Annotated in this window: 16 protein-coding genes and 1 riboswitch; of the genes, 6 read left to right on the forward strand and 10 right to left on the reverse strand. The window is 69.8% G+C overall.

Annotation, left to right across the window (positions count from 1 at the left end):
- Positions 1-68: 68 nt before the first annotated feature.
- Positions 69-638, forward strand: a complete 570-nt coding sequence (locus tag V1351_RS08040) for a MerR family transcriptional regulator (RefSeq protein ID WP_338752415.1) — start codon at positions 69-71, stop codon at positions 636-638.
- A 44-nt stretch (positions 639-682) separates the two neighbouring features.
- Positions 683-776, forward strand: a riboswitch (glycine riboswitch).
- Positions 777-848: 72 nt separating this feature from the next.
- Positions 849-3755, forward strand: a complete 2907-nt coding sequence (gcvP, locus tag V1351_RS08045) for an aminomethyl-transferring glycine dehydrogenase (RefSeq protein WP_338752418.1) — start codon at positions 849-851, stop codon at positions 3753-3755.
- A 213-nt stretch (positions 3756-3968) separates the two neighbouring features.
- On the opposite strand, the gene V1351_RS08050 is transcribed toward gcvP, so the two are convergent.
- On the reverse strand, positions 3969-7160 hold the full coding sequence (locus V1351_RS08050) for an SMC family ATPase (RefSeq protein ID WP_338747641.1): 3192 nt from the start codon (positions 7158-7160) through the stop codon (positions 3969-3971).
- Complete coding sequence (locus tag V1351_RS08055; protein ID WP_338747642.1) at positions 7157-8332, reverse strand: exonuclease SbcCD subunit D; 1176 nt, start codon at positions 8330-8332, stop codon at positions 7157-7159. Before V1351_RS08055 ends, V1351_RS08050 begins: the two co-directional genes overlap by 4 nt.
- A 157-nt stretch (positions 8333-8489) precedes the next feature.
- Here V1351_RS08055 and V1351_RS08060 point away from each other — a divergent pair, with 157 nt between their 5' ends.
- The 4 genes from V1351_RS08060 to V1351_RS08075 are packed head-to-tail and all read left to right on the forward strand — an operon-like array spanning position 8490 to position 12138.
- The gene (locus tag V1351_RS08060; protein ID WP_338747643.1) at positions 8490-9971 is read left to right on the forward strand and encodes a glutamate--cysteine ligase; all 1482 of its coding nucleotides are present in this window, start codon (positions 8490-8492) and stop codon (positions 9969-9971) included.
- A 4-nt stretch (positions 9972-9975) separates the two neighbouring features.
- Entirely contained in the window at positions 9976-10449 is a 474-nt protein-coding gene (locus V1351_RS08065; protein ID WP_338747644.1) for an OsmC family protein, read from the forward strand.
- Between the two features lie 7 nt (positions 10450-10456).
- Complete coding sequence (locus tag V1351_RS08070) at positions 10457-11491, forward strand: ArsO family NAD(P)H-dependent flavin-containing monooxygenase (protein ID WP_338747645.1); 1035 nt, start codon at positions 10457-10459, stop codon at positions 11489-11491.
- A gap of 26 nt (positions 11492-11517) precedes the next feature.
- Positions 11518-12138 (forward strand): L-threonylcarbamoyladenylate synthase, encoded by a 621-nt coding sequence (locus V1351_RS08075; protein ID WP_338747646.1) that lies wholly within the window; start codon positions 11518-11520, stop codon positions 12136-12138.
- Between the two features lie 20 nt (positions 12139-12158).
- Here the strand turns inward: V1351_RS08075 and V1351_RS08080 are convergent, their stop codons facing one another.
- From V1351_RS08080 to betA, 8 genes are all read right to left on the reverse strand, one after another.
- Entirely contained in the window at positions 12159-13352 is a 1194-nt protein-coding gene (locus V1351_RS08080; RefSeq protein ID WP_338747647.1) for a glycine C-acetyltransferase, read from the reverse strand.
- A gap of 1 nt (position 13353) precedes the next feature.
- The gene (tdh, locus tag V1351_RS08085) at positions 13354-14394 is read right to left on the reverse strand and encodes an L-threonine 3-dehydrogenase (RefSeq protein ID WP_338747648.1); all 1041 of its coding nucleotides are present in this window, start codon (positions 14392-14394) and stop codon (positions 13354-13356) included.
- A gap of 71 nt (positions 14395-14465) precedes the next feature.
- Entirely contained in the window at positions 14466-15593 is a 1128-nt protein-coding gene (locus V1351_RS08090; RefSeq protein ID WP_338747649.1) for a methyltransferase domain-containing protein, read from the reverse strand.
- Between the two features lie 189 nt (positions 15594-15782).
- Positions 15783-17450: an AMP-binding protein gene (locus V1351_RS08095; protein ID WP_338747650.1), complete on the reverse strand. Its 1668-nt coding sequence runs from the start codon at positions 17448-17450 to the stop codon at positions 15783-15785.
- Between the two features lie 42 nt (positions 17451-17492).
- Positions 17493-18695, reverse strand: a complete 1203-nt coding sequence (locus V1351_RS08100) for an MFS transporter (protein ID WP_338747651.1) — start codon at positions 18693-18695, stop codon at positions 17493-17495.
- A 38-nt stretch (positions 18696-18733) separates the two neighbouring features.
- Positions 18734-19180: a MarR family winged helix-turn-helix transcriptional regulator gene (locus V1351_RS08105; RefSeq protein WP_338747652.1), complete on the reverse strand. Its 447-nt coding sequence runs from the start codon at positions 19178-19180 to the stop codon at positions 18734-18736.
- 100 nt (positions 19181-19280) lie between these two features.
- Entirely contained in the window at positions 19281-21305 is a 2025-nt protein-coding gene (gene betT / locus V1351_RS08110) for a choline BCCT transporter BetT (RefSeq protein WP_338747653.1), read from the reverse strand.
- Positions 21302-23062 (reverse strand): choline dehydrogenase, encoded by a 1761-nt coding sequence (betA, locus tag V1351_RS08115; protein ID WP_338747654.1) that lies wholly within the window; start codon positions 23060-23062, stop codon positions 21302-21304. The genes betT and betA overlap by 4 nt, the downstream gene beginning before the upstream one ends.
- Positions 23063-23089: the final 27 nt, after the last annotated feature.

Raw genomic sequence — 23089 nt, forward strand, 5'->3', positions numbered from 1 at the left:
GCGCCGGGCCACACCGGTGCGATTCCGCCCGGCTCGATCCGGGACCACGGTGAGGGCAGGAGGGCGTAGTGGACGCCACGAACGACGAGGGCCGGACCGACGTCCGGACCCAGGGCGTGCTCTTCGACGACGACCTGCCCGAGCTGTCCGAGCACATCGGCTATCGCGGCCCCGCCGCGTGCAAGGCCGCCGGGATCACCTACCGTCAGCTCGACTACTGGGCCCGCACCGGTCTGGTCGAGCCGGGGGTGCGTGACGCTGCCGGCTCCGGAAGCCAGCGACTCTACGGCTTCCGCGACATCCTCGTGCTCAAGGTGGTCAAGCGACTGCTCGACACGGGCGTATCCCTCCAGCAGATCCGGGTCGCGATCCAGCACCTCCGGGAGCGCGGTGTCGAGGACCTGGCGCAGATCACCCTGATGAGCGACGGCGCGAGCGTCTACGAGTGCACCTCCGCCGACGAGGTCATCGATCTCGTCCAGGGCGGTCAGGGTGTCTTCGGGATCGCCGTCGGTCGGGTCTGGCGGGAGGTCGAGGGGTCGCTGCTGGAGATCCCGAGTGAGCGACTGGAGCAGGATGAGCCACCGGCGATGCCCGGAGACGAGCTCTCCGCCCGGCGACGCGCGAAGCTCGCCTGAGCCTGACGGTCGTCGCGGTCACGCTGGTAGCCTGACAGCGCTGCTCACCCCGCGGGGGAGAGTCCTCGTGCGACGCGCGAGGCGCCGAAGGGGCAAATCTCCCCGGAACCTCTCAGGCGACAGGACCTCGCGGATCAGGCACCTCTGGAGCGCCTCGGCGTGACAGATGGGGAGGCTGGCTTTGTACCCCCACGCGTCCAAGGGAGCCTCATGAGCGCCTCAACACCCCTGTCCGAGTTCGTCGGTCGTCACATCGGTCCTCGAGAGGCCGATGTCCAGCAGATGCTCGAGGCCATTGGCCAGCCGAGTCTGGAGACGCTGTGCGACACGGCCGTCCCCGATGCCATCCGACAGACCGACTCCGTCGCCATCGAGGCGGCAGCCAGCGAGCTCGCCGTCATCGAGGAGCTGCGCGCCCTCGCGGCGAAGAACACCGTGATGACCTCGATGATCGGCCTGGGCTACTACGGCACCATCACGCCGGCAGTCGTCCAGCGCAATGTCCTGGAGAACCCCGCGTGGTACACGGCGTACACGCCGTACCAGCCGGAGATCAGCCAGGGGCGTCTGGAGGCGCTGCTGAACTTCCAGACGATGGTCGCCGACCTGACCGGACTGCAGACGTCCGGGTCATCCCTCCTGGACGAGGGCACGGCAGCGGCGGAGGCCATGACCGTCATGCGTCGCTCCAGCAGGGTCGCCAAGGACGCGGTGATGCTCATCGACACCAACACCTTCCCGCAGACGCGTGCCGTCATCGACACCCGAGCCGTGCCCCTGGGCATCGAGGTCGTCAGTGCTGACCTGACCGGGGTCACCACCGCCGAGGAGTTGCGCGCAGCGGCAGGGGACCGCGACGTCTTCGGGGTGCTCGTCCAGTACCCCGGCGCCGATGGCACGATCTCCGACTGGAGCGCGTTGGCGACCGCGGCGCACGAGATCGGTGCCCTCGTGGCAGCGGCAGCCGACCTGCTGGCGCTGACCCTGCTCACCGCGCCGGGGGAGTGGGGCGCAGACGTCGCCGTCGGCACCACCCAGCGCTTCGGAGTCCCGATGGCCTTCGGTGGACCGCACGCGGGGTACATGTCCGTTCGCGCCGGGCTCGAACGCACTCTCCCGGGACGGCTGGTCGGCGTGTCCGTCGACGCCGAGGGCCGTGCCAGCTACCGGTTGGCCCTGCAGACGCGTGAGCAGCACATCCGTCGCGACAAGGCGACGAGCAACATCTGCACCGCACAGGTGCTCCTGGCCGTCATGGCCTCGATGTACGCCGTCTACCACGGGCCGGACGGACTGCGCGCGATCGCCGAGCGGGTCCACGGCACCGCCGTGGGGCTGGCGGCCACGCTGCGCGCGACGGGCGTCGAGGTCAACGACGCACCGTGGTTCGACACGCTGCGGGTCAGCGTTCCCGGACGTGCCGACGAGGTCGTCGCAGCCGCGCTCGAGGCCGGGGTGAACATCTGGCGTCACGACGCCGACACCGTCCTGCTGTCCGTGGACGAGACGAGCGACCCGAGCGAGGTCGCCGCGGTGGCCGGAGCCTTCGGGGCGAGCGGCACCGGCGTCGACGAGCACGAGGTCGACTCCTCGCACGCTCCGCAGGTCAGTCCGCAATGGGCCCCGGCGCTGCTGCGCACGAGCGAGTACCTGACCCACCCCGTCTTCCACGAGCACCGCAGCGAGACGCAGATGCTGCGCTACCTGCGTCGCCTCTCCGACCGCGACTTCGCTCTCGACCGCGGGATGATCCCACTGGGCTCGTGCACCATGAAGCTCAATGCCACCACCGAGATGGCGGCCATCACCTGGCCCGAGTTCGCCGGACTGCACCCCTTCGCCCCGGACGAGCAGACGGTGGGCATCCGCGAACTCGTCGGACAGCTCAGTGACTGGCTCAGTGAGGTGACCGGGTACCACTCGGTCTCCCTGCAGCCCAATGCCGGGTCGCAGGGTGAACTCGCCGGCCTGCTGGCCATCCGGGCCCACCACGCCGCGCAGGGCCAGCAGCAGCGGCGCATCTGCCTGATCCCCGCCAGCGCGCACGGCACCAATGCCGCCTCCGCGGTCATGGCCGGGATGAAGGTCGTCGTGGTGAAGACCGCCGAGGGCGGCACCATCGACATGGACGACCTGCGGGCGAAGATCGAACAGCACCATGACGACCTCGCCGCGATCATGGTCACCTATCCGAGTACGCACGGAGTCTTCGAGGACACGATCTCCGAGCTGTGTGCCCTCGTGCACGACGCCGGTGGTCAGGTCTACGTCGACGGTGCCAACCTCAACGCCCTCGTCGGTCTGGCCCAGCCGGGCAGGTTCGGTGCGGACGTCAGCCACCTGAACCTCCACAAGACCTTCTGCATCCCGCACGGGGGTGGCGGTCCGGGCGTCGGTCCGGTGGCGGTGCGTGAGCACCTCGCGCCGTACCTGCCGAACCACCCGCTCGCTCCTGCTGCGGGTCCGCACACCGGTGTCGGCCCGATCAGTGCCGCACCGTACGGTTCGGCCGGCATCCTGCCGATCTCCTGGGCGTACGTCCGCCTGATGGGTGGCGACGGGCTCAGCCGTGCCACGCAGCTGGCCGTCCTCAGCGCCAACTACGTCGCAGCGCGGTTGGGGGAGCACTACCCGGTGCTCTACGCCGGGCCCGGTGGGATCGTCGCGCACGAGTGCATCGTCGACCTGCGGCAGCTGACCAAGGACACGGGGGTCACCGTCGACGACGTGGCCAAGCGGCTCATCGACTACGGCTTCCACGCCCCGACGATGAGCTTCCCGGTCGCAGGCACGTTCATGATCGAGCCGACCGAGTCGGAGGACAAGGGTGAGATCGATCGCTTCTGCGACGCGATGATCGCCATCCGTGAGGAGATCGAGACTGTGGCGAAGGGGGAGGACGTCGCCACCTCGATGCTGCGCCGGGCGCCGCACACCGCTGCCGCGCTCGCCCGGGAGTGGGACCGTCCGTACAGCCGCGAGGATGCCGTCTTCCCCGTCGGGGTCGACGCCGCGGACAAGTACTGGCCACCGGTGGCCAGGATCGACGGTGCCTATGGCGACCGCAACCTCGTGTGCTCCTGCCCCTCGCCCGAGGAGCTGGCCGAGATCGGCTGAGCGATCTCGGGTGCTGCCAGCGGCACGGGCCGTCGATCGCAGGTGCGGCGATGCGGCAGTCCGTGGCGCGCGGTGCGGACTCGTTGGCCCCCCGCGATCGAGTCCTCCCCCAGGCCGGACGTCGGCCTGAGCCGGACCACCCCGTCCCTGCACCGGCTCGATCACCCCGACGCGTGGTCGCCCACGTCCATCGCGTGGAGTGGACGGCCTGGATCAGGCGACGTCGGCGGTGGTGGTGCCGACGACGGAGACGCTGGAGCCCTGCTGGGTCTTGTGCACCTGAACCTGGGTCGGGATCCGGGTGCGCATCTCGGTGACGTGGCTGACGACGCCGATCGTGCGGCCGCCGTCGCGCAGACGGTCCAGGACGTCGAGCACCTGCTCGAGGCTGTCCTGGTCCAGACTGCCGAATCCCTCGTCGACGAAGAGGGTGCCGAACTCCCGACCACCGGACTCCTCCCGGATGGCGTCCGCGAGTCCCAGGGCCAGGGCCAGCGACGTGGTGAAGGACTCACCGCCGGAGAGGCTCGTGGTCGGCCGCACCCGTGACGTCCACAGGTCACGCACGACGAGCCCGAGCCCCCCGCGCCGCTGGCCCCGGGCGCCCGAGTCGTCATGACCCAGCTCATAGCGTCCGTCGGCCATGTCGACCAGCCGCTCGTTGGCCAGCTCGACGATGCGCTCGAGCCGGGCTGCCAGGACGAACGTGGACAGCCGCATCCGCTTGTCGTTGTCGGAGCTCGTCCCGGTGACCAGGGTTGCCATGCGGGTCACCAGCGCAGCGTGCTCGACGGCCGGCCCGAGCTCCGCACAGGCCCGGCGGACATGGTTGCCGACGGTGAGGAACTGTGTACGCACCGTCTGCGCCGACGCCTGGCGTCGGGCCATGGCCTCGGCGGCCTCCCGGGTGTCGCCGGCGACGACCTCGAGTGCGTCGAGGTCTGCTGGGGGCTCCTGCAGGGCAGCGACGACCTCGTCCTCCGCCAGCACGGCAGCCGCGGCCGCGTGCTGGGCCTCGTGGTCGTCGGCGGCCTGCGCGAGCTCGGACAGCGTCGACCTGGGCAGGGACGCTGCGACGACATCCGCCTCGTCGTCGAAGTCGCCCTCGCTGAGGGCCGCGGCCAGCAGGTCCACCGCCTCGGCGCACCGGGTGCTCGTGCGCTCGATCTCCGCGTCGGCCGCCAGGACCCGCTCCGTTGCGGCGAGCAGCGCGCGGTGCCCCCGGCGTGCGGTGGCGACCGCCGACGAGGCGGACTGCCCGACGTCCCGATCGTCCCGATCGTCCCGGACGGACACGGTGTCGGGGTCGGTCCCGGGTGGTCCCTCGTCGTCCGCGGTGGTCAGCAGGGGAGCGCAGGGACAGGTATCGGCGTGATCCTCGACGAGGCGGACCAACCGACGCGTGCACGCAGCGAGGTCGTCCTCGAGCTGGGTGTGCCGGGCACGGGACCCGGCCAGAGCCGCCACGGCCTCCTCGTGGGCTGTCGTCGCCCGCGCGACCGCTGCTGTGCACGTCTCGGCCGCCCGCTCGACGTCCTCGAGCCGGGCGACGACCTCGTCGAGGGCAACCTGTTCCTCGCGCAGGGTCCTGCAGTCGCGGGACAGATCACCATCGACGTCGATGTCAGGGAGCTCGTCGGCGGTGGTGAGTTCCCTGACGGCCTCCACCAGGTCGGCCGCCTTCGCCCTGGCCACCCCGAGTCGGGAGGCCACGGCCTCGTCCCGGGTGCGCGACTGCTCCAGCCGGCTCTCGGTCACGACGATCCGCTCCCGCGCGGCATCGATCTGCTCAGGGGTGACCTGGTCACCTGCGGGCGCGGGCGCCGGGTGCTCCGTGGACCCGCAGACCGCACAGGCTGCACCGTCGACGAGCTGGGCCGACAACTCTCCCGCCATGGTGTCCAACCTCTGCTGGACGAGCTGGTGCAGGTGATCGCGGCGTGCCAGGACCTCTTCGTGGGCGCTCTGGCGCTCGTCGGTCGTCGTCCGCTGCTCGTCCTCGAGGTCGGTCAGGCTCCTCCGCGTCGTCATCAGCTCGGTCAGCCGATCGACCAGCGGGACCAGGCGAGCCAGCCGGTCCCCGGCCCGCGCGACCTGACTGCGCGTCTCCTCGACCTCCTCGGCCCGGTCACCGGCGCGGGCCACGGCCGCGGCCGCGGCCGTCACCTCCCGCGCCTGCGTGTCGACGAGCGCCTCGGAGCGGCGCAGGTCCTGCGCGAGCCGCTCGAGGTGCTCGGACTCGTGACGGGCCGTCGTGAGGGAGTCGTCCTGCTCCAGGAGGGCGTCCCGCACGCTGGTGAGCCCGTGGCCCCCGAGGTCGGGGAGCGAGGCGAGCGCGAGGTCACGAGCCCGGTGGGCGCTCGTGACCTCGCGCCGGGCCCGCTCGGCGGCAGAGACGAGTGGCAGCACGGCAGCGGCCTCACGAGCTCGCGCCAGCCGATGGCGACGCTCAACGTGCTCGTCCGCACGCTCGGCAAGTGCGTCGAGGTCGGACTGGGCGCGATGGCCACGCCGGCGGCGCTCCGCCTGGCGCCGACCTGTCTCCAGTGCGGTTCGTGCGGCCGAGGCCCGGATGCGTGTGTCGTCCACGAGTGTCATGACCTCACCGGCGTGGGCGTCGAGCGCGGCGTCAACGGTGTCGACGACCGCCACGAGCTCGTCGGGGTCGAGCTGGTCGAGCGGCGGATCGACCCCGGTCGCTGCCCAGGACCCGTCCACCTCCGACAGCTCGACGTCCGTCTCGGCGAGCAGCTCGGTCAGTCTCCCGGTGTGCCCGGCCAGTGCCGCCCGGGCGGCGGTGAGGGTGGCCTGCGCCCGCTGCCGCTGGTCGGTGAGCCTCTGCTCCACCGACACGTAGTCGGTGACGTCGAAGAGGCGCTCGAGGACAGCCCTTCGCTCCTCGTCGGTGGCGCGGAGGAAGGCCGCGAAGTCGCCCTGGGGGAGCATGACCACACGTCGGAACTGGTCCAGCCCCATGCCCAGGAGATCGTCGAGCACCCGTGCTGCCTCGTCGATGCGAGAGCTGAGCGACTGCCAGCGGCCGCCGACGTACTCGTCGAGCTGGACGTGGGCCGGCTCGGTGGTGGTGCCGTCGCCGCGCTTCTTGGGTCGCTCGTAGGCCGGGCTGCGTGTGATCCGCAGCCGTCGGCCCGACAGGGTCAGCTCGAGGATCACCACGGTCGCCTCCGACGCCGCGGCGTGCTGGCTGCGCAAGGACGTCGTGAGCCGGTCGCCGGGGACGTTGGCGTACAGCGCGAAGCAGATGGCGTCCAGCAGACTCGTCTTGCCCGAGCCGGTCGGTCCGTGGATGAGGTAGAGGCCCGAGGCGCTGAGGTCCTCGAGGTCGAGGTCGACGGTCCCGGCGAAGGGGCCGAAGGCGGTTGCCGTCAGGTGGTGGAGCCTCATGCCGCTCCACGCTCACGAGTGCGGCCCTCGTCCTCGTGGTCCCCGCGCGCTGCACGTCCGGCCTCGAGCGCGTCCCGGAGCAGTCGGGTCTCGGCCTGGTCGGCGCCTGCACCCCGACGCACGTCCTCGACGAAGTCGCAGCAGACGTCCAGCGGCTCCCGACGAGCGACCTTGGCGGCGTAGCTGCGCTCGGGCAGGGCCTCGCCCTGCGGGTCGAAACGCAGCTGCAGCACGTGTGGGAATCGTCGCGCGATCTGCTCCAGGGCCCCTACGGGACGGATCGGGTCGGTCAGCGTGACCTGGACCCAGGCATCCTCCGCCCGGCTGTGGCGCGCGTCGGCGAGGACCTCCTCGAGGGTGCCGCGTACCTGCGCCAGGGAACGGTGGACCGGGGCCGCGACCTGCTCGACCCGGACGCGGTCGTCGGCGTCGAGGTCGAGCAGCAACGTGCCCTTGGTGTGGTGCGTCTCGCTGAAGGACATGGCGATCGGTGAACCGCTGTAGCGAATCGTCTCGGCGACCTGTTGGCTCCCGTGCAGGTGCCCGAGCGCCGCGTAGGCGACACCGTCGAAGGTGCCCGTCGGGACCATCGCCACCCCACCGGTGCTGATGTCACGCTCGGAGTCGCTCGTCGCACCGCCCCCCACGAAGCAGTGCGCCATGGCGATCGTCCTGGGGCCACGCGTCTCGGCATCCGCCCGGACCCGGTCCATGGCGGCGCCGAGAACCGCGGTGTGGGTGCGCGTGTCGACGCCCAGCTCCTCGGTCACCGAGGACGCGGCCGGCTCCAGGTAGGGGAGTGGGTAGACCGCTGCGTCACCGACCATGACCGGTGCGCCGATCGAGCCCGGATCGGAGCGGATGTGCAGGCCCGCCCGGGAGAGCAGGTCGGAGGCGAAACCGAGGCGGATCGCCGAGTCGTGGTTGCCGCTGGAGATGATCACCTGCGACCCGGCGTCGATGAGCCGCGTCACCGCCTCCGACAACAGCCGCACGGCGTCCGGCGGCGGAAGCGCCCGGTCGTAGACGTCGCCGGCGACGAGGACCGCGTCCACCGACTCGTCACGCACCGTGGTCACGAGGTGGTCCACGAACTCCGCCTGCGCGTCCAGCAGTCCCACCCCGTGGAAGGAGCGGCCCAGGTGCCAGTCGGAGGTGTGGAGCAGCTTCATGGTCTCCACGCTATGAGGAGGCACCGACAACGGCGCGGTGCGACACCCCCTTCGCCAGATGGTCGTGATCGGCGCATCCGACCCCGGTCTGATCTGTTCACCGGAGGCGGCCCTCGGTACATTCGACTCAGCCGACGCTCGGCGAGAGGCGGAATCCATGGGCAAGGAAGTCAGGACCCGGAGCTACACACGCGAGGAACGGCAGCGTTACCGGGAGAAGGTGCGCCAGAACCTCGACGTCTTCGAGCGGATGCTCGCCGAGAGCGTCTTCGAGGACGACGTGCCCCTGACCGGTCTGGAGATCGAGCTCAATCTCGTCGACGAGCAGAACCAGCCGGCCTTCGTCAACGACGAGGTGCTCGAGTCGATCGCCGATCCGGACTACCAGACCGAGCTCGCGCAGTTCAACATCGAGCTGAACGTCGCGCCCCGCCCGCTGCCGGGGGACTCCGCCCTGGATCTGGAGACCGCGCTGCGGGACTCGCTCAACCGCGCTGACGAGAAGGCGGCGGAGCGCGGCGCCCGGCTCCTCCCGATCGGGATCCTCCCCACCATCCGGCAGGAGCACTTCCAGGGGGAGTGGATCAGCGCGAACAACCGCTACACCGCGCTCAACGACTCGATCTTCACCGCTCGCGGTGAGGATGTCGTCATCGACATCGAGGGACCGACGGGCGAGCGGCTCAACTGCTTCGCGGACTCGATCGCCCCGGAGTCGGCCTGCACGTCGGTACAGCTGCACCTGCAGGTCGGTCCGACCCAGTTCGCCGACCACTGGAACGCCGCCCAGGCCATCTCGGCGGCACAGGTCGCGCTCGCGGCGAACTCGCCGTTCTTCTTCGGCAAGCGACTGCACGCGGAGACCCGCATCGCGCTGTTCTCGCAGGCCACGGACACCCGGCCGATCGAGCTGAAGAACCAGGGGGTGCGCCCGCGCGTGTTCTTCGGGGACCGGTGGATCACCTCGATCTTCGACCTCTTCGAGGAGAACGTGCGCTACTTCCCGGCGCTCCTCGCCGAGGTCACCGACGAGGACCCCATCGCCGTGCTCGACGAGGGTGGCACCCCGCAGCTCGGCGAGCTGAACCTGCACAACGGCACCGTCTACCGATGGAACCGTCCGATCTACGAACCCGGTGGCGGCACACCGCACGTGCGGGTGGAGAACCGGGTGCTCCCGGCCGGCCCGACGATCATCGACGTCCTGGCGAATGCGGCGTTCTACTACGGGGTCGTTCGCACGCTCGCGCACGAGGACCGGCCGGTGTGGACCCGGATGTCCTTCCCTGCCGCCCAGGCCAACTTCGAGGCCGCGGCCCGGGACGGGCTGACGGCCCGGTTGTACTGGCCGGGCCTGGGGCAGCTGACGGCGGACGAGCTGACCGTGCGGCACCTGCTGCCGATGGCCCGCAGTGGTCTGGAGGACTGGGGGGTCTCCTCGGCGGTGATCACGAGGTACCTCGACGTCATCGAGGGACGGTGCACCTCCGGCGTCAACGGTTCCGTGTGGCAGACCGAGTGCGTCGCTCGCCTCGAGGAGGGTGGGCTCGATCGCGCGGCCGCACTCGCCGAGATGGTCGGGCGCTACCGCGACCTGATGAGCCGCAACGAGCCGGTCCACACCTGGGCACTACCCTGAGGCCATGGTTGCCGATGACACCACCCGCACGGACGAGTCGACCGGCGGTAGCGGCCCCGGGCACCGCAGCGTCGAGCTGACGCGTGAGGCCTTGGGGCGGTATGAGATCCGCAACGCCCGAGGCGGCGCGATCACCGTCGGTGACGGCAGCACGGATGACTTCACCCCGGTCGAGCTGCTCCTGGCAGCGCTCGCCGGGTGCAGCTCCGTCGATGTCGACCACATCACCTCCCGACGGGCGGAACCGGAGAAGTTCGTCGTCGTCGCCGAGGGGGAGAAGGCCTCGACGCCCGCGGACGGGAACCACATGACGGACCTCGAGGTCACCTTCCGACTGGCATTCCCCGAGGGCGAAGGGGGCGACGCGGCGCGGGCCGCCGTCCCCCGCTCGGTGGCGCAGTCCCGGGACCGCCTGTGCACCGTCTCTCGCACGGTGCAGCTGGGCATGCCCGTGGCGATGACCGCGCGGGACTCGTAGGGGGAGGATGCGCACCCACGTCGACATCGTGGTCATCGGTGGGGGACAGGCGGGACTGGCCTGCGGGTACTACCTGCGTCGAGCCGGTCTCGACCACCTGATCCTGGATCGCCAGGGCTCCGCAGGAGGGGCCTGGCAGTCCACCTGGCCCTCGCTTCGCCTGTTCTCCTCGTCGGCCCACTCCTCGTTGCCCGGACGGCCGATGCCGCCACACCCGGACACCTTCCCGCCGGTCGAGCACGCGGTCAGCTACTTGTCCGAGTACGAGCGTCGCTACGACCTGCCGATCGAGCGTCCTGTCCGGGTCGTGGACGTGCACTCGCTCGATGACGGCCTCGAGGTGATCACCGATCGGGGCCACGTGAGCGCCCGCTACGTCATCAACGCCACCGGGACGTGGACTGCCCCCTTCGTCCCGCAGGTGGAGGGCGCCTCGACCTTCCGGGGGCGACAGCTGCACAGCGCCCACTACCGGGGACCGCACGCCTTCGCCGGTCAGCACGTCGCGGTCGTCGGTGGCGGCAACTCCGGCGTGCAGGTCACCGCGGACCTGGTCGACCACGCCGAGCAGGTCTCGTTGGTCTCGGCCCGACGGTTGCGGTTCCTGCCCGACGACGTCGACGGACGACACCTGTTCGACCAGGCCACCGCCCGGCTCGAGGAGGAGGACGCAGAGGCGGCCTTCGTCGGCAACATCGTGGCACTGCCGCAGGTGCGGGTCGCCCGGGCGAAGGGGGCGCTGCGGCTGCGGGCGATGTTCGACCGGATGACTGCGCACGGTGCGATCATCGGTCGTGAGCACCTCGACCTGGACGCCGTCATCTGGTGCACCGGCTTCCGACCGGCGTTGCGGCACCTGCGATCGCTCGGGCTGCGGACGTCCAAGGGGATCCCGGACGTGGCGGGCAACCGCTCGGTCAAGGACCCGCGGGTGTGCTTCGTCGGCTACGGCGACTGGACTGGACCGGCCTCCGCCACGCTCATCGGTGTCGGGCGCACGGCCAAGGCGCTCGTGGCCGAGCTCGACGGTGAGCTTCACTGAGGCGAACGCGCCACTAGGCTGGGGCAATGGCAACCTTCGTCGAAGTCCACCCGGACAACCCGCAACCGCGCAGCGTCGGCAAGGTCGTCGAGCGTGTGCGCGAAGGCGCTCTCGTCGCGTTCCCCACCGACTCCGGCTACGCCCTCGGCGGTCGACTGGACGACCAGCAGGTCAAGGACCGCATCCGCGACATCCGTCGACTCGACGACCGGCACCACTACACCCTGCTGTGCGCCGACTTCGCCCAGCTCGGTCAGCTCGTGCACATCGACAACTCGGTCTTCCGGGCGATCAAGGCGGCCACCCCCGGTCCGTACACCTTCATCCTCCCGGCGACGAAGGAGGTGCCGCGCCGTCTGCTGCACGCCAAGAAGAAGACCGTCGGCGTGCGGATCCCGGACAACCCGCTGACCAGGGCGCTGCTCGAGGGACTCGGTGACCCGATGCTCACCTCGACCCTGCTGCTCCCGGGCGAGGAGCGCACCCCCACCTTCGGCTGGGACGTCAAGGAGGCGCTCGACCACCAGGTCGACATCGTCATCGACGCCGGTGAGGTGTCCACCGAGCCGACGACCGTGGTCGACCTCTCCGGGGACGGTGCCGAGATCGCCCGTTACGGCGCGGGCGATCCCGCCCCCTTCGAGTAGTCGGTCGGCGATGACCGTGATCAGGCGTCTCCGAGCACCTCGGTCCGGGCCGTGACGAACGCGGCCACGCAGGTCCGCACATCCTCCTCGCTGTGCGCGGCGGAGAGCTGCACACGGATGCGGGCGGCGCCCTGGGGGACGACCGGGTAGGAGAAGGCGATGACGTACACGCCGTGCTCGAGCATGGCATCGGCGATCTGACCCGCCTGACGGGCGCCGTCCTCACCGGGGAACATCACCGGCACGATCGGGTGCTCGCCCGGCAGCAGGTCGAAGCCGGCGTCGGCCATCAGCTCACGGAAGAGGGCGGTGTTGCGCCGCAGGGTCGCCCGGGCATCCGTGGATGTCCGGGCGATCTCGATGGCCTTGAGCGAACCAGCGGCCACCACCGGGGCGAGGGCATTGGAGAAGAGGTACGGCCGGGAACGCTGACGCAGCAGGGCGACCACCTCCGCCGGTCCGCAGACGTAGCCGCCACTGGCACCACCCAGAGCCTTGCCGAGGGTTCCGGTGAGCAGGTCCACCCGGTCGGCGACCCCGCAGGCCTCGGGGGTGCCACCGCCCCCGGCGCCGATGAACCCGACCGCGTGCGAGTCGTCGACGAGGACCATCGCCCCGTACTCCTCGGCAAGGTCGCAGATCTGCTCCAGGGGAGCGAGGTAGCCGTCCATGGAGAAGACGCCGTCGGTGACGATGACGGTGCGGCGCGCCCCCTTCGCCGCCTCGAGTTGGGTTTTCAGGTCGTCCATGTCGGCATTGGCATACCGGTAGCGGGCCGCCTTGCTCAGCCGGATCCCGTCGATGAGCGAGGCGTGGTTGAGGGCATCGGAGATGATCGCGTCCTCCGGGCCGAAGAGCACCTCGAAGACGCCGCCGTTGGCGTCGAAGCAGCTCGAGTAGAGGATCGTGTCCTCGGTGCCGAGGAAGTCCGACAGCACGGCCTCCAGCCGGGTGTGCAGCTCCTGGGTGCCGCAGATGAAACGCACGCTCGCCATACCGAACCCCCACTCCTGCAGGGCTCCCGAAGCCGCGGCGAGGACGTCCGTGTGGTCGGCCAGACCAAGGTAGTTGTTGGCGCAGAAGTTCAGCGCCTGCGTCTTGGTCGTCGTGATGTGCGCCTGTTGCGGGCTGGTCAGCTCACGCTCGTCCTTCCACAGTCCGTCGTCGCGGATCTCCTGCAGGGTCGCGGCCAGTTCGTCCTTGAATCCGTACATCTCAGCTCCAGTCCATGATGACCTTGCCGCACTCTCCCGAGGCGGCGGTGGCGAACGCGTCCTCCCACTGCTGTGCGGGGAAGCGGTGGGTGATGACCGACGAGATGGTCTCGCGCAGCGCGGGAGAGGTGGAGAGCATCGCGCCCATCGTGTACCAGGTGTCGTACATCTCGCGGCCGTAGATCCCCTTGATCGTGATCATGTGGGTGATGACCTTCGACCAGTCGATGGGGTAGGGGTCCTTCGGGAGGCCGAGCATCGCGATGCGCCCTCCGTGATTGAGGTTGTCGAGCATGTCGGCCACCGCCGGGGGAGCGCCGGACATCTCCAGGCCCACGTCGAAGCCCTCCTTCATGCCCAGCTCGCGCATCGCGGCTGCGAGGTCGGAGGAGGCGGCGTTGACGAGCAGGTCGGCTCCCGCCGCCCCGGCCAGCTCCAGACGCCGGTCGGACAGGTCGGTCACGGCGATGTACCGGGCGCCCACGTGCCGGGCGATGGCGGCCGCCATGACCCCGATCGGCCCGGCGCCGGTGACCACGACGTCCTCGCCGGCCAGGGGGAAGGAGAGGGTCGTGTGGACGGCGTTGCCCAGCGGGTCGAAGATCGCCCCGAGGTCCGGGTCGATGGCGCCGGTGTGCACCCAGGCGTTCGCGGCGGGGATGACGACGAAGTCGGCGAAGGCCCCGTCACGGTTGACGCCGATGCCGACGGTGTTGATGCACAGGTGACGCCGACCGGCCCGGCAGTTGCGACACGAGCCGCAGACGAGATGGCCCTCCCCGGAGACGCGGTCACCGACCGCGACGCTGGTCACCGTCGCGCCCACCTCCACGACCTCGCCGTAGAACTCGTGCCCGATCACCTGCGGCGTCGTGGGCACGGCACCCGCCGCCCACTCGTCCCAGCCGTGCAGGTGGAGGTCGGTCCCGCAGAGGCCGGCCCGCAGCACACGGATCTTCACGTCGTCGGGGCCCGGGGTGGGTTCGGGGACATCGACCAGCTCGAGGCCGGGGCCGGGTCGGGGTTTGACCAGTGCTCGCATCGTTCTCCTGTCGTGGCTGCGGGGGTGACCGTCGTCACGACACTAGCGACCATCACGAGGGGGGAAAAACCTCAGCGTCGGGCCAGCAGCACCATGGCCTCGTGGTGGCGGGTCTGGGGGAACATGTCGAACAGGCGCGACCGCTCGACCCGGTACGCGGGAAGGTCCGCCAGATCACGGGCCAGGGTCGCGGCCTTGCAGCTGGAGTAGATGATGTGCCCGGGTGCCGCTGACTCCAGTGCGGCGCAGAGCCGGGCACCGATGCCACGACGCGGTGGATTGACGACGACCAGGTCCGCGGCGACGTCCTCCAGCGCACTGGCGTCTGCGACGCGGAAGTGTGCTGCCACCCCGAGGTCCGCAGCCGCGTCACGCGCGCTCGAGACCGCGTCGGGCGCGAGCTCGACCCCCTCGACACGCCGCTGGTGCGCCCCCTTCGCCATCGCGGCGTTGAGTGCGAAGCCGCCGACTCCGCAGTACAGATCCAGGACGCTGGCCGGGTCGATCGCGCCCACCCAGTCGCGGGCCTGACGGTAGAGCCCGCTCGCGACGACGCTGTTGGTCTGGAAGAAGCTGCGTGGACGCAACCGCAAGGTGATGTCGTCCAGCCGCATCGCCAGGAAGTCCTCCTCGGTGAGCACGATCTCCTCCTCGCCCTCGAGGACGGCCTTGTGCTCGGGCTGGATGTTGACCGAGACCACGCGCACACCGGGAAGGGCGGCACGAAGCAGGTCCAGCCCCTCCCGGATCCGCGGTAGCTGGCCGGGGGAGCGCAGGACGAATCGGACCATCAGTTCCCCGGCCGGGCTGGCCGTGACGATCAGGTACTTCAGCTCGCCGGACCGGGCCGAGACGTCGAAGGGGACCAGCCCCAGCTGAGCCACCGCCTCGGTCAGGAGCGGCAGTGCCTCGGCAAGAGCCGGTTCGTAGAGTCCGCAGTCCCGCAGGTCCACCCCACGAAAGCGCGCATCGAGGATGCCGAAGGTCGGTTCCCGACTGCTCCCGCCGACGGCCAGCTTCGCCTTGTTGCGGAAGCCCGACTCCGTGCCCACGAACGGGGCGTCCCACACCTCGGGTGGTGCGAAGGGTCGCAACTGCATCACGACGTCATCGGCCAGATCGTGCACCTGCTCGGCGTAGGGCACGCCCATGAGGGCGCACGAGCCGCACGATCCGCGGTCGAAGTGGGGGCACTGCACGATGTCAGAGGCTACCGGGGCGAGGACGGCACGTGGACCGGCAACTCGCCACCAAACGTCCCTTGCCGGATGCGGTCGACAAGGCCGACGAGCAGCAGGTCGGCGCCGACGACACCAGCACCGGGCCCACCCTCGGGGGCGCGCGCCGGGCCCACCCGGTACCCGCCCCCTTCGTCCGTGTCGCGCTGCCTACGACTGACCGAGGATCTCGCCCGCACGTTCGCGCATCTCGATCTTGCGGACCTTGCCGGTGACCGTCATCGGGAACTCCTGGGTGACGTGCACGTACCGAGGGATCTTGTAGTGGGCGAGCTTGCCGGTGGCGAATTCGCGGACCTCGTCGGCCGTCAGGGAGGTGGCTCCGGCCGAGAGGACCACCCACGCCATGAGCTCCTCGCCGTACTTGTCGTCGGGGACGCCGATCACCTGCACGTCGGCGATCGCCGGGTGGGTGTAGAGGAACTCCTCGACCTCGCGGGGGTAGACGTTCTCCCCGCCGCGGATGACGAGGTCCTTGATCCTCCCGACGATGTTGACGTAGCCGTGCTCGTCCATCGTCGCGACGTCACCGGTGTGCATCCACCGCGACTCGTCGATGGCCTCGGCGGTCGTGTCCGGCTGCTCCCAGTAGCCGAGCATCACGCTGTAGCCGCGCGTGCACAGCTCACCGGCCTCGTCCCGGGGCAGGGTCACGCCGGTCACCGGGTCGACGACCTTGGTCTCGATGTGCGGCATCGAGCGGCCGACGGTCTCGGTGCGTCGCGCCAGGTCGTCGTCCCTGCGGGTCATCGTCGAGACCGGTGAGGTCTCGGTCATTCCGTAGCTGATGGCCACCTCGGACATGTTCATCTCGGCGACGACGCGCTTCATGACCTCGACCGGGCACGTGGACCCGGCCATGATCCCGGTGCGCAGGCTGCTCAGGTCGTAGTCGGCGAAGGTCGGCAGGTCCAGCTCGGCGATGAACATCGTCGGCACGCCGTACAGCGAGGTGCACTGCTCCTGCACGACCGCATCGAGGGTGGCGACCGGGTCGAAGGAGGGGGCCGGGATGACCATGCAGGCACCGTGCGAGGTGGCCGCGAGGTTGCCCATGACCATGCCGAAGCAGTGGTAGAAGGGCACCGGGATGCAGATGCGGTCGTGCTCGGTGTAGGCGATCATCTCACCGACGAAGTAGCCGTTGTTGAGGATGTTGTGGTGGCTCAGGGTGGCTCCCTTGGGGAAGCCCGTGGTGCCGGAGGTGTACTGGATGTTGATCGGGTCGTCGGGGCTGAGACCCGCGCCGCGCTCGGCCAGATCCTCGTCGGTGACCGCGCCACCGGCGGCGACGAGGTCGTCCCAGGACGCGTCACCGATGTAGACGACCTCGGTCAGGGAAGCGACCTGCGGACGCACCTCCTCGACCATCGAGCGGTAGTCGGACGTCTTGTGCGTGGTGGCGCTGACGAGCATCCGCATGCCCGACTGCTGGGCCACATAGGTCAGCTCGTGCGAGCGGTAGGCCGGGTTGACGTTGACCAGGATCGCACCGATGCGCGCGGTGGCGTACTGCAGCAGCGTCCACTCCGGGCAGTTCGGTGACCAGATGCCGACTCGATCACCGGCGGCCACCCCCTTCGCCAGCAGGCCCCTGGCGAGTGCGTCCACGTCCGCGAGCAGCTGGGTGTACGTCCAGCGCCGTCCCGAGGGGACGTCGACCATGGCCTCCCGGTCGCCGTGGGTGGCGGTGGTGCGCTGGAGATTGGCTCCGATGGTGTCCCCGAGCAGGGGCGTGTCCGAGATGCCCGAGGTGTACGAGGGCTCTGTGGGTGCGGTCACAACGACTCCTTGCGTGTTCGCGGCGGTGCGGTGCATTCCCACTGTGCCACTCGTGCCGCCCGGCAGGACGTGCTCGTCTCAGTCGGCGTCGCCGACCAGCACGGCCCGACCCTCGGTGGCGCTGTGCACCGCCGGTGCTGGCCCGACCCGAAGGTGGCGCGAGCCCGCGGAGAAGATCACGACCCCGATGAGGACGGCGACCGCGCCCATCCAGAAGGGCGCGCTCATGCTGATCTCCTCACCGAGTCGACCGGCTGCCCAAGGGGCCACGGCACCGCCGGAGAAGCGGACGAAGGAGTACGCCGACGAGGCCACCGAGCGCTCGACGGGCGCGGAGCCCATGACGGCCTCGGTGATGAGCGTGTTGTTGACCCCGAGGAAGGCGCCGGCGATGACGATGCCGATGATCAGGACCGTCGTGGACTCGACGAAGACGGCCATCAGTGCCAGGTCGACGGCGAAGAGCGTGAGGGCCCAGAGGATGGAGGGGACGGTACCGAAGCGACGCTGCAGCCTCGGCGCGGTCCGGACCGAGGTGATGGCCAGCAGCAGGCCCCAACCGAAGAAGATCCAGCCCACCTGCGAGGCGCCCATGTCCAGCGGGAACGGCGCGAACGCCAGCAGGGTGAAGAAGCCCATGTTGTAGAAGAGCGCAGTCAGGGCCACGGTGCGCAGACCCGGGTGCTTCAGGGCCCAGATCGGGTCGGTCAGGGAGGTGTGCCGGCCCGACGGGGGAGTGGGCGGCAGGAGGACGGCGGTGACGACCACCGCGATGGCCATCAGGGCGGCGACCCCGAAGAACGGGGCTCGCCAGGAGATCGCCCCGAGCTGGCCGCCGACGATCGGCCCCACGGCGATCCCGAGACCCAGGGCCGCCTCGAAGAAGATGACCGCCTGGCCGACGCTACCGGCGGATGCCACGACGATGGTCGAGAGTGCGGTGGCCACGAAGAGTGCATTGCCCAGGCCCCATCCGGCTCGGAAGCCGACGATCGCCCCGATGGAGTCCGACATCCCTGCCAGTGCGGAGAAGACGATGATCAGCGCGAGACCCGCGAGCAGGGTGCGCTTCGCCCCGATGCGCGAGGAGATGAAGCCGGCGACGAGCATCGCGACGCCCATGACCGCCATGTAGCTGGTAAACAGCAGTGAGGTCTCGCTCGGACTGGCACCCAGCTCGTCGGCGATCGGCTTGAGGATGGGATCGACGAGGCCGATGCCCATGAAGGCGATGACGCAGGCGAAGGCCACGGCCCACACGGCACGCGGCTGCTTCCACATCGAGGGGCTCTCGTTCGCGGGTGGTGCTGGGGACGTCACTACTGCTGGCCTTCCTGCTGGTGTGCGGTCGCCTCGAGCACCGCGCGCAGCACCATCACGGCGGTGGCGAGGTCCTCGGGGGTGAGTACGGGGTGCTCCCGGACGGCGGTGACGACGGCCTCCGCGGTGCGCCGGCGCACGACGGACAAGGCGTCACGACCGGCCGGGGTGAGGGCCACGAGGGTGGCCCGTGCATCGTCGGGGTCGCTCTCCTTGGTCACCCAACCGCGGTCGGCGAGCGTCCTGACGAGCCCGGACATCGTCGGCTGGGACGTGCGGTCGAGCTGCGCGAGTCGACCCACGCCGCAGGGTCCGTGCTCGTCCAGGACGGACAGGACGCGTACCCCGGCCGGTGGGGTCGAGTGGATGTGCTGGCGCGATGCACGTACGAGACGCGCTGCGCTGGTCACCAGGTCGCTGGCGGTGGAGAGCTCATCGCGGGTCACGGCCCCATCTTACATAGGGGTCCTATGTACATGCCCGGAGGAGACGACGACCGGGCCGTGACCACTGGGTGGTCACGGCCCGGTCGGGCAGGGGAGCGGGTCAGACCTGCTCGGTCAACGTCCCCGCGACGGCCCAGCGCTCGAAGTGGTCCAGCACGTCGTGGCAGATCTCCTCTTCGCTGTAGGGGAAGACGTCGTACCCGCCCCCGCTGGGCAGGGCGACGTCGAGCCGTGTCGTGCGATCGTCGGCCTCGATCATGCGCACACCGTATGAGGGCGCCGGCCCGGGGCGAGCGCGCACGGACCAGACGAAGGGGGATTCCCCCTCGCCGATGACCAGCTCCGCCGAGGAGGGGGTGTCCGCATCCCCGTGCCGGACCTCGAGATGGGCGATACGACCCTGAGACTCCATCTCCGTGACGACTTCCTCCAGTGCCGGGACGACCACGGTCGCCAGACGCTCATTGGCCCGTTGGATGCTGACGGTGCCGAAGGCATGCGACAGCCGCTGGCGCCAGGAGAGCTGGTGCTGGATCTCCTGACCGGCCAGGTGCGTCGCCAGCGACAGCCGGGCAGCGTCGAAGTTGGTCCGCTCGACCTCCAGGGCCTTGTGCAGGCCGACCATCACCAGGATCATCACGACCGCGAAGGGCAGCCCCATGATGATCGTCGCGTACTGCAGGGCGACGATCCCACCGACGACGAGCATCGCGATGGTCAGCACGCCGGTCGCGACCGCCCACACGACGCGCAGTATCGCCGGGGCATCGGTCTCGCTGTCCGGCAGGTCGGACGTCAGGTTGGCCATGATGAGCGCACCGGAGTCGGCGGACGTCACGTAGAAGAGCAGTCCGACGAAGGTGGCGAGCCCGACCAGGAAGAAGGCCCCCGGGTACTGCTGGAGAAGACTGTAGAAGCCCTGCTCGGGCTGATTCATCGCCAACTCACCGAAGGCGGCATCGCCATCGGCAATCTGCTTGACGGCGGAGTTGCCGAAGATCGAGACCCACATGACGATGTAGCTGAAGGGGATGGTGAGGGTACCGAACACGAACTGTCCGATGGTGCGGCCCTTGGAGATGCGGGCGAGGAACATCCCGACGAAGGAGGCCCAGGCGACCCACCAGGCCCAGAAGAAGAGGGTCCACAGGTTCATCCAGTCGGCCGGGTGGTCGTAGGCCATCGTGTCCAGCGTCATCCCGGGGAACATCGAGACGAAGTCCCCGACATTCATCGTGATCGCCCGCAGGAGGAACGTCGTGCTGCCGGTCACCAGGACCCACAGCGCGAGCAGGATGGCCAGGACGACGTTGAGCTGGCTGAGGATGCGGATGCCACGGTCGACACCCGTGGTCGCGGACACCGTGGCCACGGCCACCGCCAAGATGACCAGACCCACCTGTGCGGGGATCCCCTGCGGGACGTCGAACATCACACCGAGGCCGACGTTGAGCATCACGACACCGATGCCCAGCGACGTGGCGACACCGAAGATCGTGCCGAGCACGGTGGCGATGTCGACCGTGTCACCGATCGGTCCGCGGATGCGCTTGCCGAAGATCGGGTACAGCGCGGAGCGCACGGCCAGCGGGAGCTTCTTGCGGTGGGCGAAGTAGCCCAGGGCGATGCCCATGAGCGCGTACATGCCCCAGCCCGTGATGCCGTAGTGGAAGAGGGTCCACACGGTCGCCTCGCGTGCCGCGTCCACGCTCCCGGCCTCGCCCTGTGGGGGAGCGAGGAACTGGCTGGCGGGCTCTGCGACGGCGAAGAACATCACGTCGGTGCCGATACCCGCGGCGAAGAGCATCGAGGCCCAGGCGAAGGTGGAGAACTCGGGACGGTCGTCGTCGTCGCCGAGGCGCACGCGGGCGTAGCGGACACCGACGTAGATGACGAAGACGAGCACCACCGTCGCCAGGGAGATGTAGAACCAACCGAACCAGTCACCGATACGGGTGACCAGACTGCCGAGGGTGCTCTCCGCCGTCTCCGGCGCGATGAGCGCCCAGGCGGCGATGACGGCGATGATCACACCGGAGACCGCGAGCACGGTGGTCTTCAGGCGGGGTCTGCTGGGGTGGTCCTCAGTCAGCTGGGGGTCGATCGAGGCGTCGGTCGTGCTCACTGGCCCTCTCCCTTCGTCGGAGCGGCCTGCATGGCGCGCAGGGCGCTGGGCAGGTGGTCCCGTGAGTCCCACGCGGAGTTGCGCGGGTCACCCTCGGGGTAGAGGGGCATCCCCTCGTTCGCGCGGTACACCGGCGGGTGCTCGGCCTCGAGGGGAGTGTTGCCGGCGATGAGGTCGGCGGCCTTCTCCGCGACCATCATCACCGGTGCGTAGATGTTGCCGTTGGTGATGCTGGGGAAGACGGAGGCGTCGACGACGCGCAGCCCCTCGGTCCCGTGCACCTTCATGGTCGATGGGTCGACCACGGACATCTCGTCGGTGCCCATCTTCGCGGTGCAGGACGGGTGCAGGGCCGTCTCGGCGTCCCGCGCGACCCAGTCGATGATCTCCTGGTCGGTCTCGACGCCCGGGCCGGGGGAGAGCTCGCCCCCGTCGAAGGGGGCGAAGGCCGGCTGGTCGAGGATGTGCCGCGCTGCGCAAACGACCTCGACCCACTCCTGACGGTCCCGCTCCGTGGACAGGTAGTTGAACAGGATGCTCGGCTTGGTGAAGGGGTCGTCGTTCGTGATCCGCACGTGACCGCGCACGTCGGAGTTCATCGGGCCGATGTGCACCTGGTAGCCGTGCTTGCCGCCCGAGGCCGTGCCGTCGTAGCGCACGGCGATCGGCAGGAAGTGGAACATCAGGTTCGGGTAGGCGACCTCGTCGTTGGTGCGGATGAAGCCGCCTCCCTCGAAGTGGTTCGAGGCGCCGACCCCGCGGTTGAGGAAGAGCCACTCGGCGCCGATGTAGGGCGCCTTCCACTTCTTCAGCCAGGGGGCGATGGAGACCGGCTGCAGGCTCTCGTGCTGCAGGTAGACCTCGAGGTGGTCCTGCAGGTTCTCGCCGACCCCCGGGAGGTCGATGTGCGGCGTGACGCCCGCGGCGCGCAGGGTCTCCGGGTCACCGACGCCGGACAGCTGCAACAGCTGCGGCGTGTTGAAGGCGCCGCCGCAGAGGATGACCTCTCCGGCGTCAACCGAGTGGTGGCGTCGGCCCGCGCGCACGAAGTCGACCCCGGTGACACGGTTGCCCTGCCAGCGCAGCTTCGTCACCGTCGCCAGGGTGGTGATGTCGAGGTTCTTGCGATCGCGGATCGGCCGCAGGTAGGCGCGCGAGGCCGAGATCCGACTGCCCTTGGAGACATTCCGGTCGAAGGGGGCGAAGCCCTCCTGGCGGTATCCGTTGACGTCGTCCGTCCGGGCGAATCCGGCCTGTTCCGTGGCCTCGAAGAAGGCTTGGAAGAGCGGGCTGGACGCAGGGCCGCGCTCGAGGGTGAGCGGGCCGGCGCCACCACGCCAGGCGTCGACGCCGGCGGTCGTGGTCTCCATCCGCTTGAAGTAGGGCAGGCAGTGGGCGTAGTCCCAGTGCTCCATGCCGTCGAAGCCGGCCCACTTGTCGAAGTCGCCCGCGTTGCCACGCTGGAAGATCATCCCGTTGATGCTCGAGCTCCCGCCCAGGACCTTGCCCCGGGCGTGCTTGACGCGCCGACCGCCCATGTGCGGCTCGGGCTCGGTCTCGTAGGCCCAGTCGTAGAGCGGGTTGCCGGCGGGGAACATCAGAGCGGCCGGCATGTGGATCAGGGGGTCGGTGATGAAGTCCGCACGTCCTGCCTCGAGGACGAGCACGCTCGTGCTCTCGTCGGAGCTGAGGCGGTTGGCCAGGGCGGAGCCGGCCGAGCCTCCTCCGACGATGACGTAGTCGTAGTGCTCTCTCATGGGGTCCTTCCCGTCTGCGCGTGGCGT

It is taken from the genome of Janibacter sp. A1S7 (assembly GCF_037198315.1).
Classification (GTDB): Bacteria; Actinomycetota; Actinomycetes; order Actinomycetales; family Dermatophilaceae; genus Janibacter; species Janibacter alittae.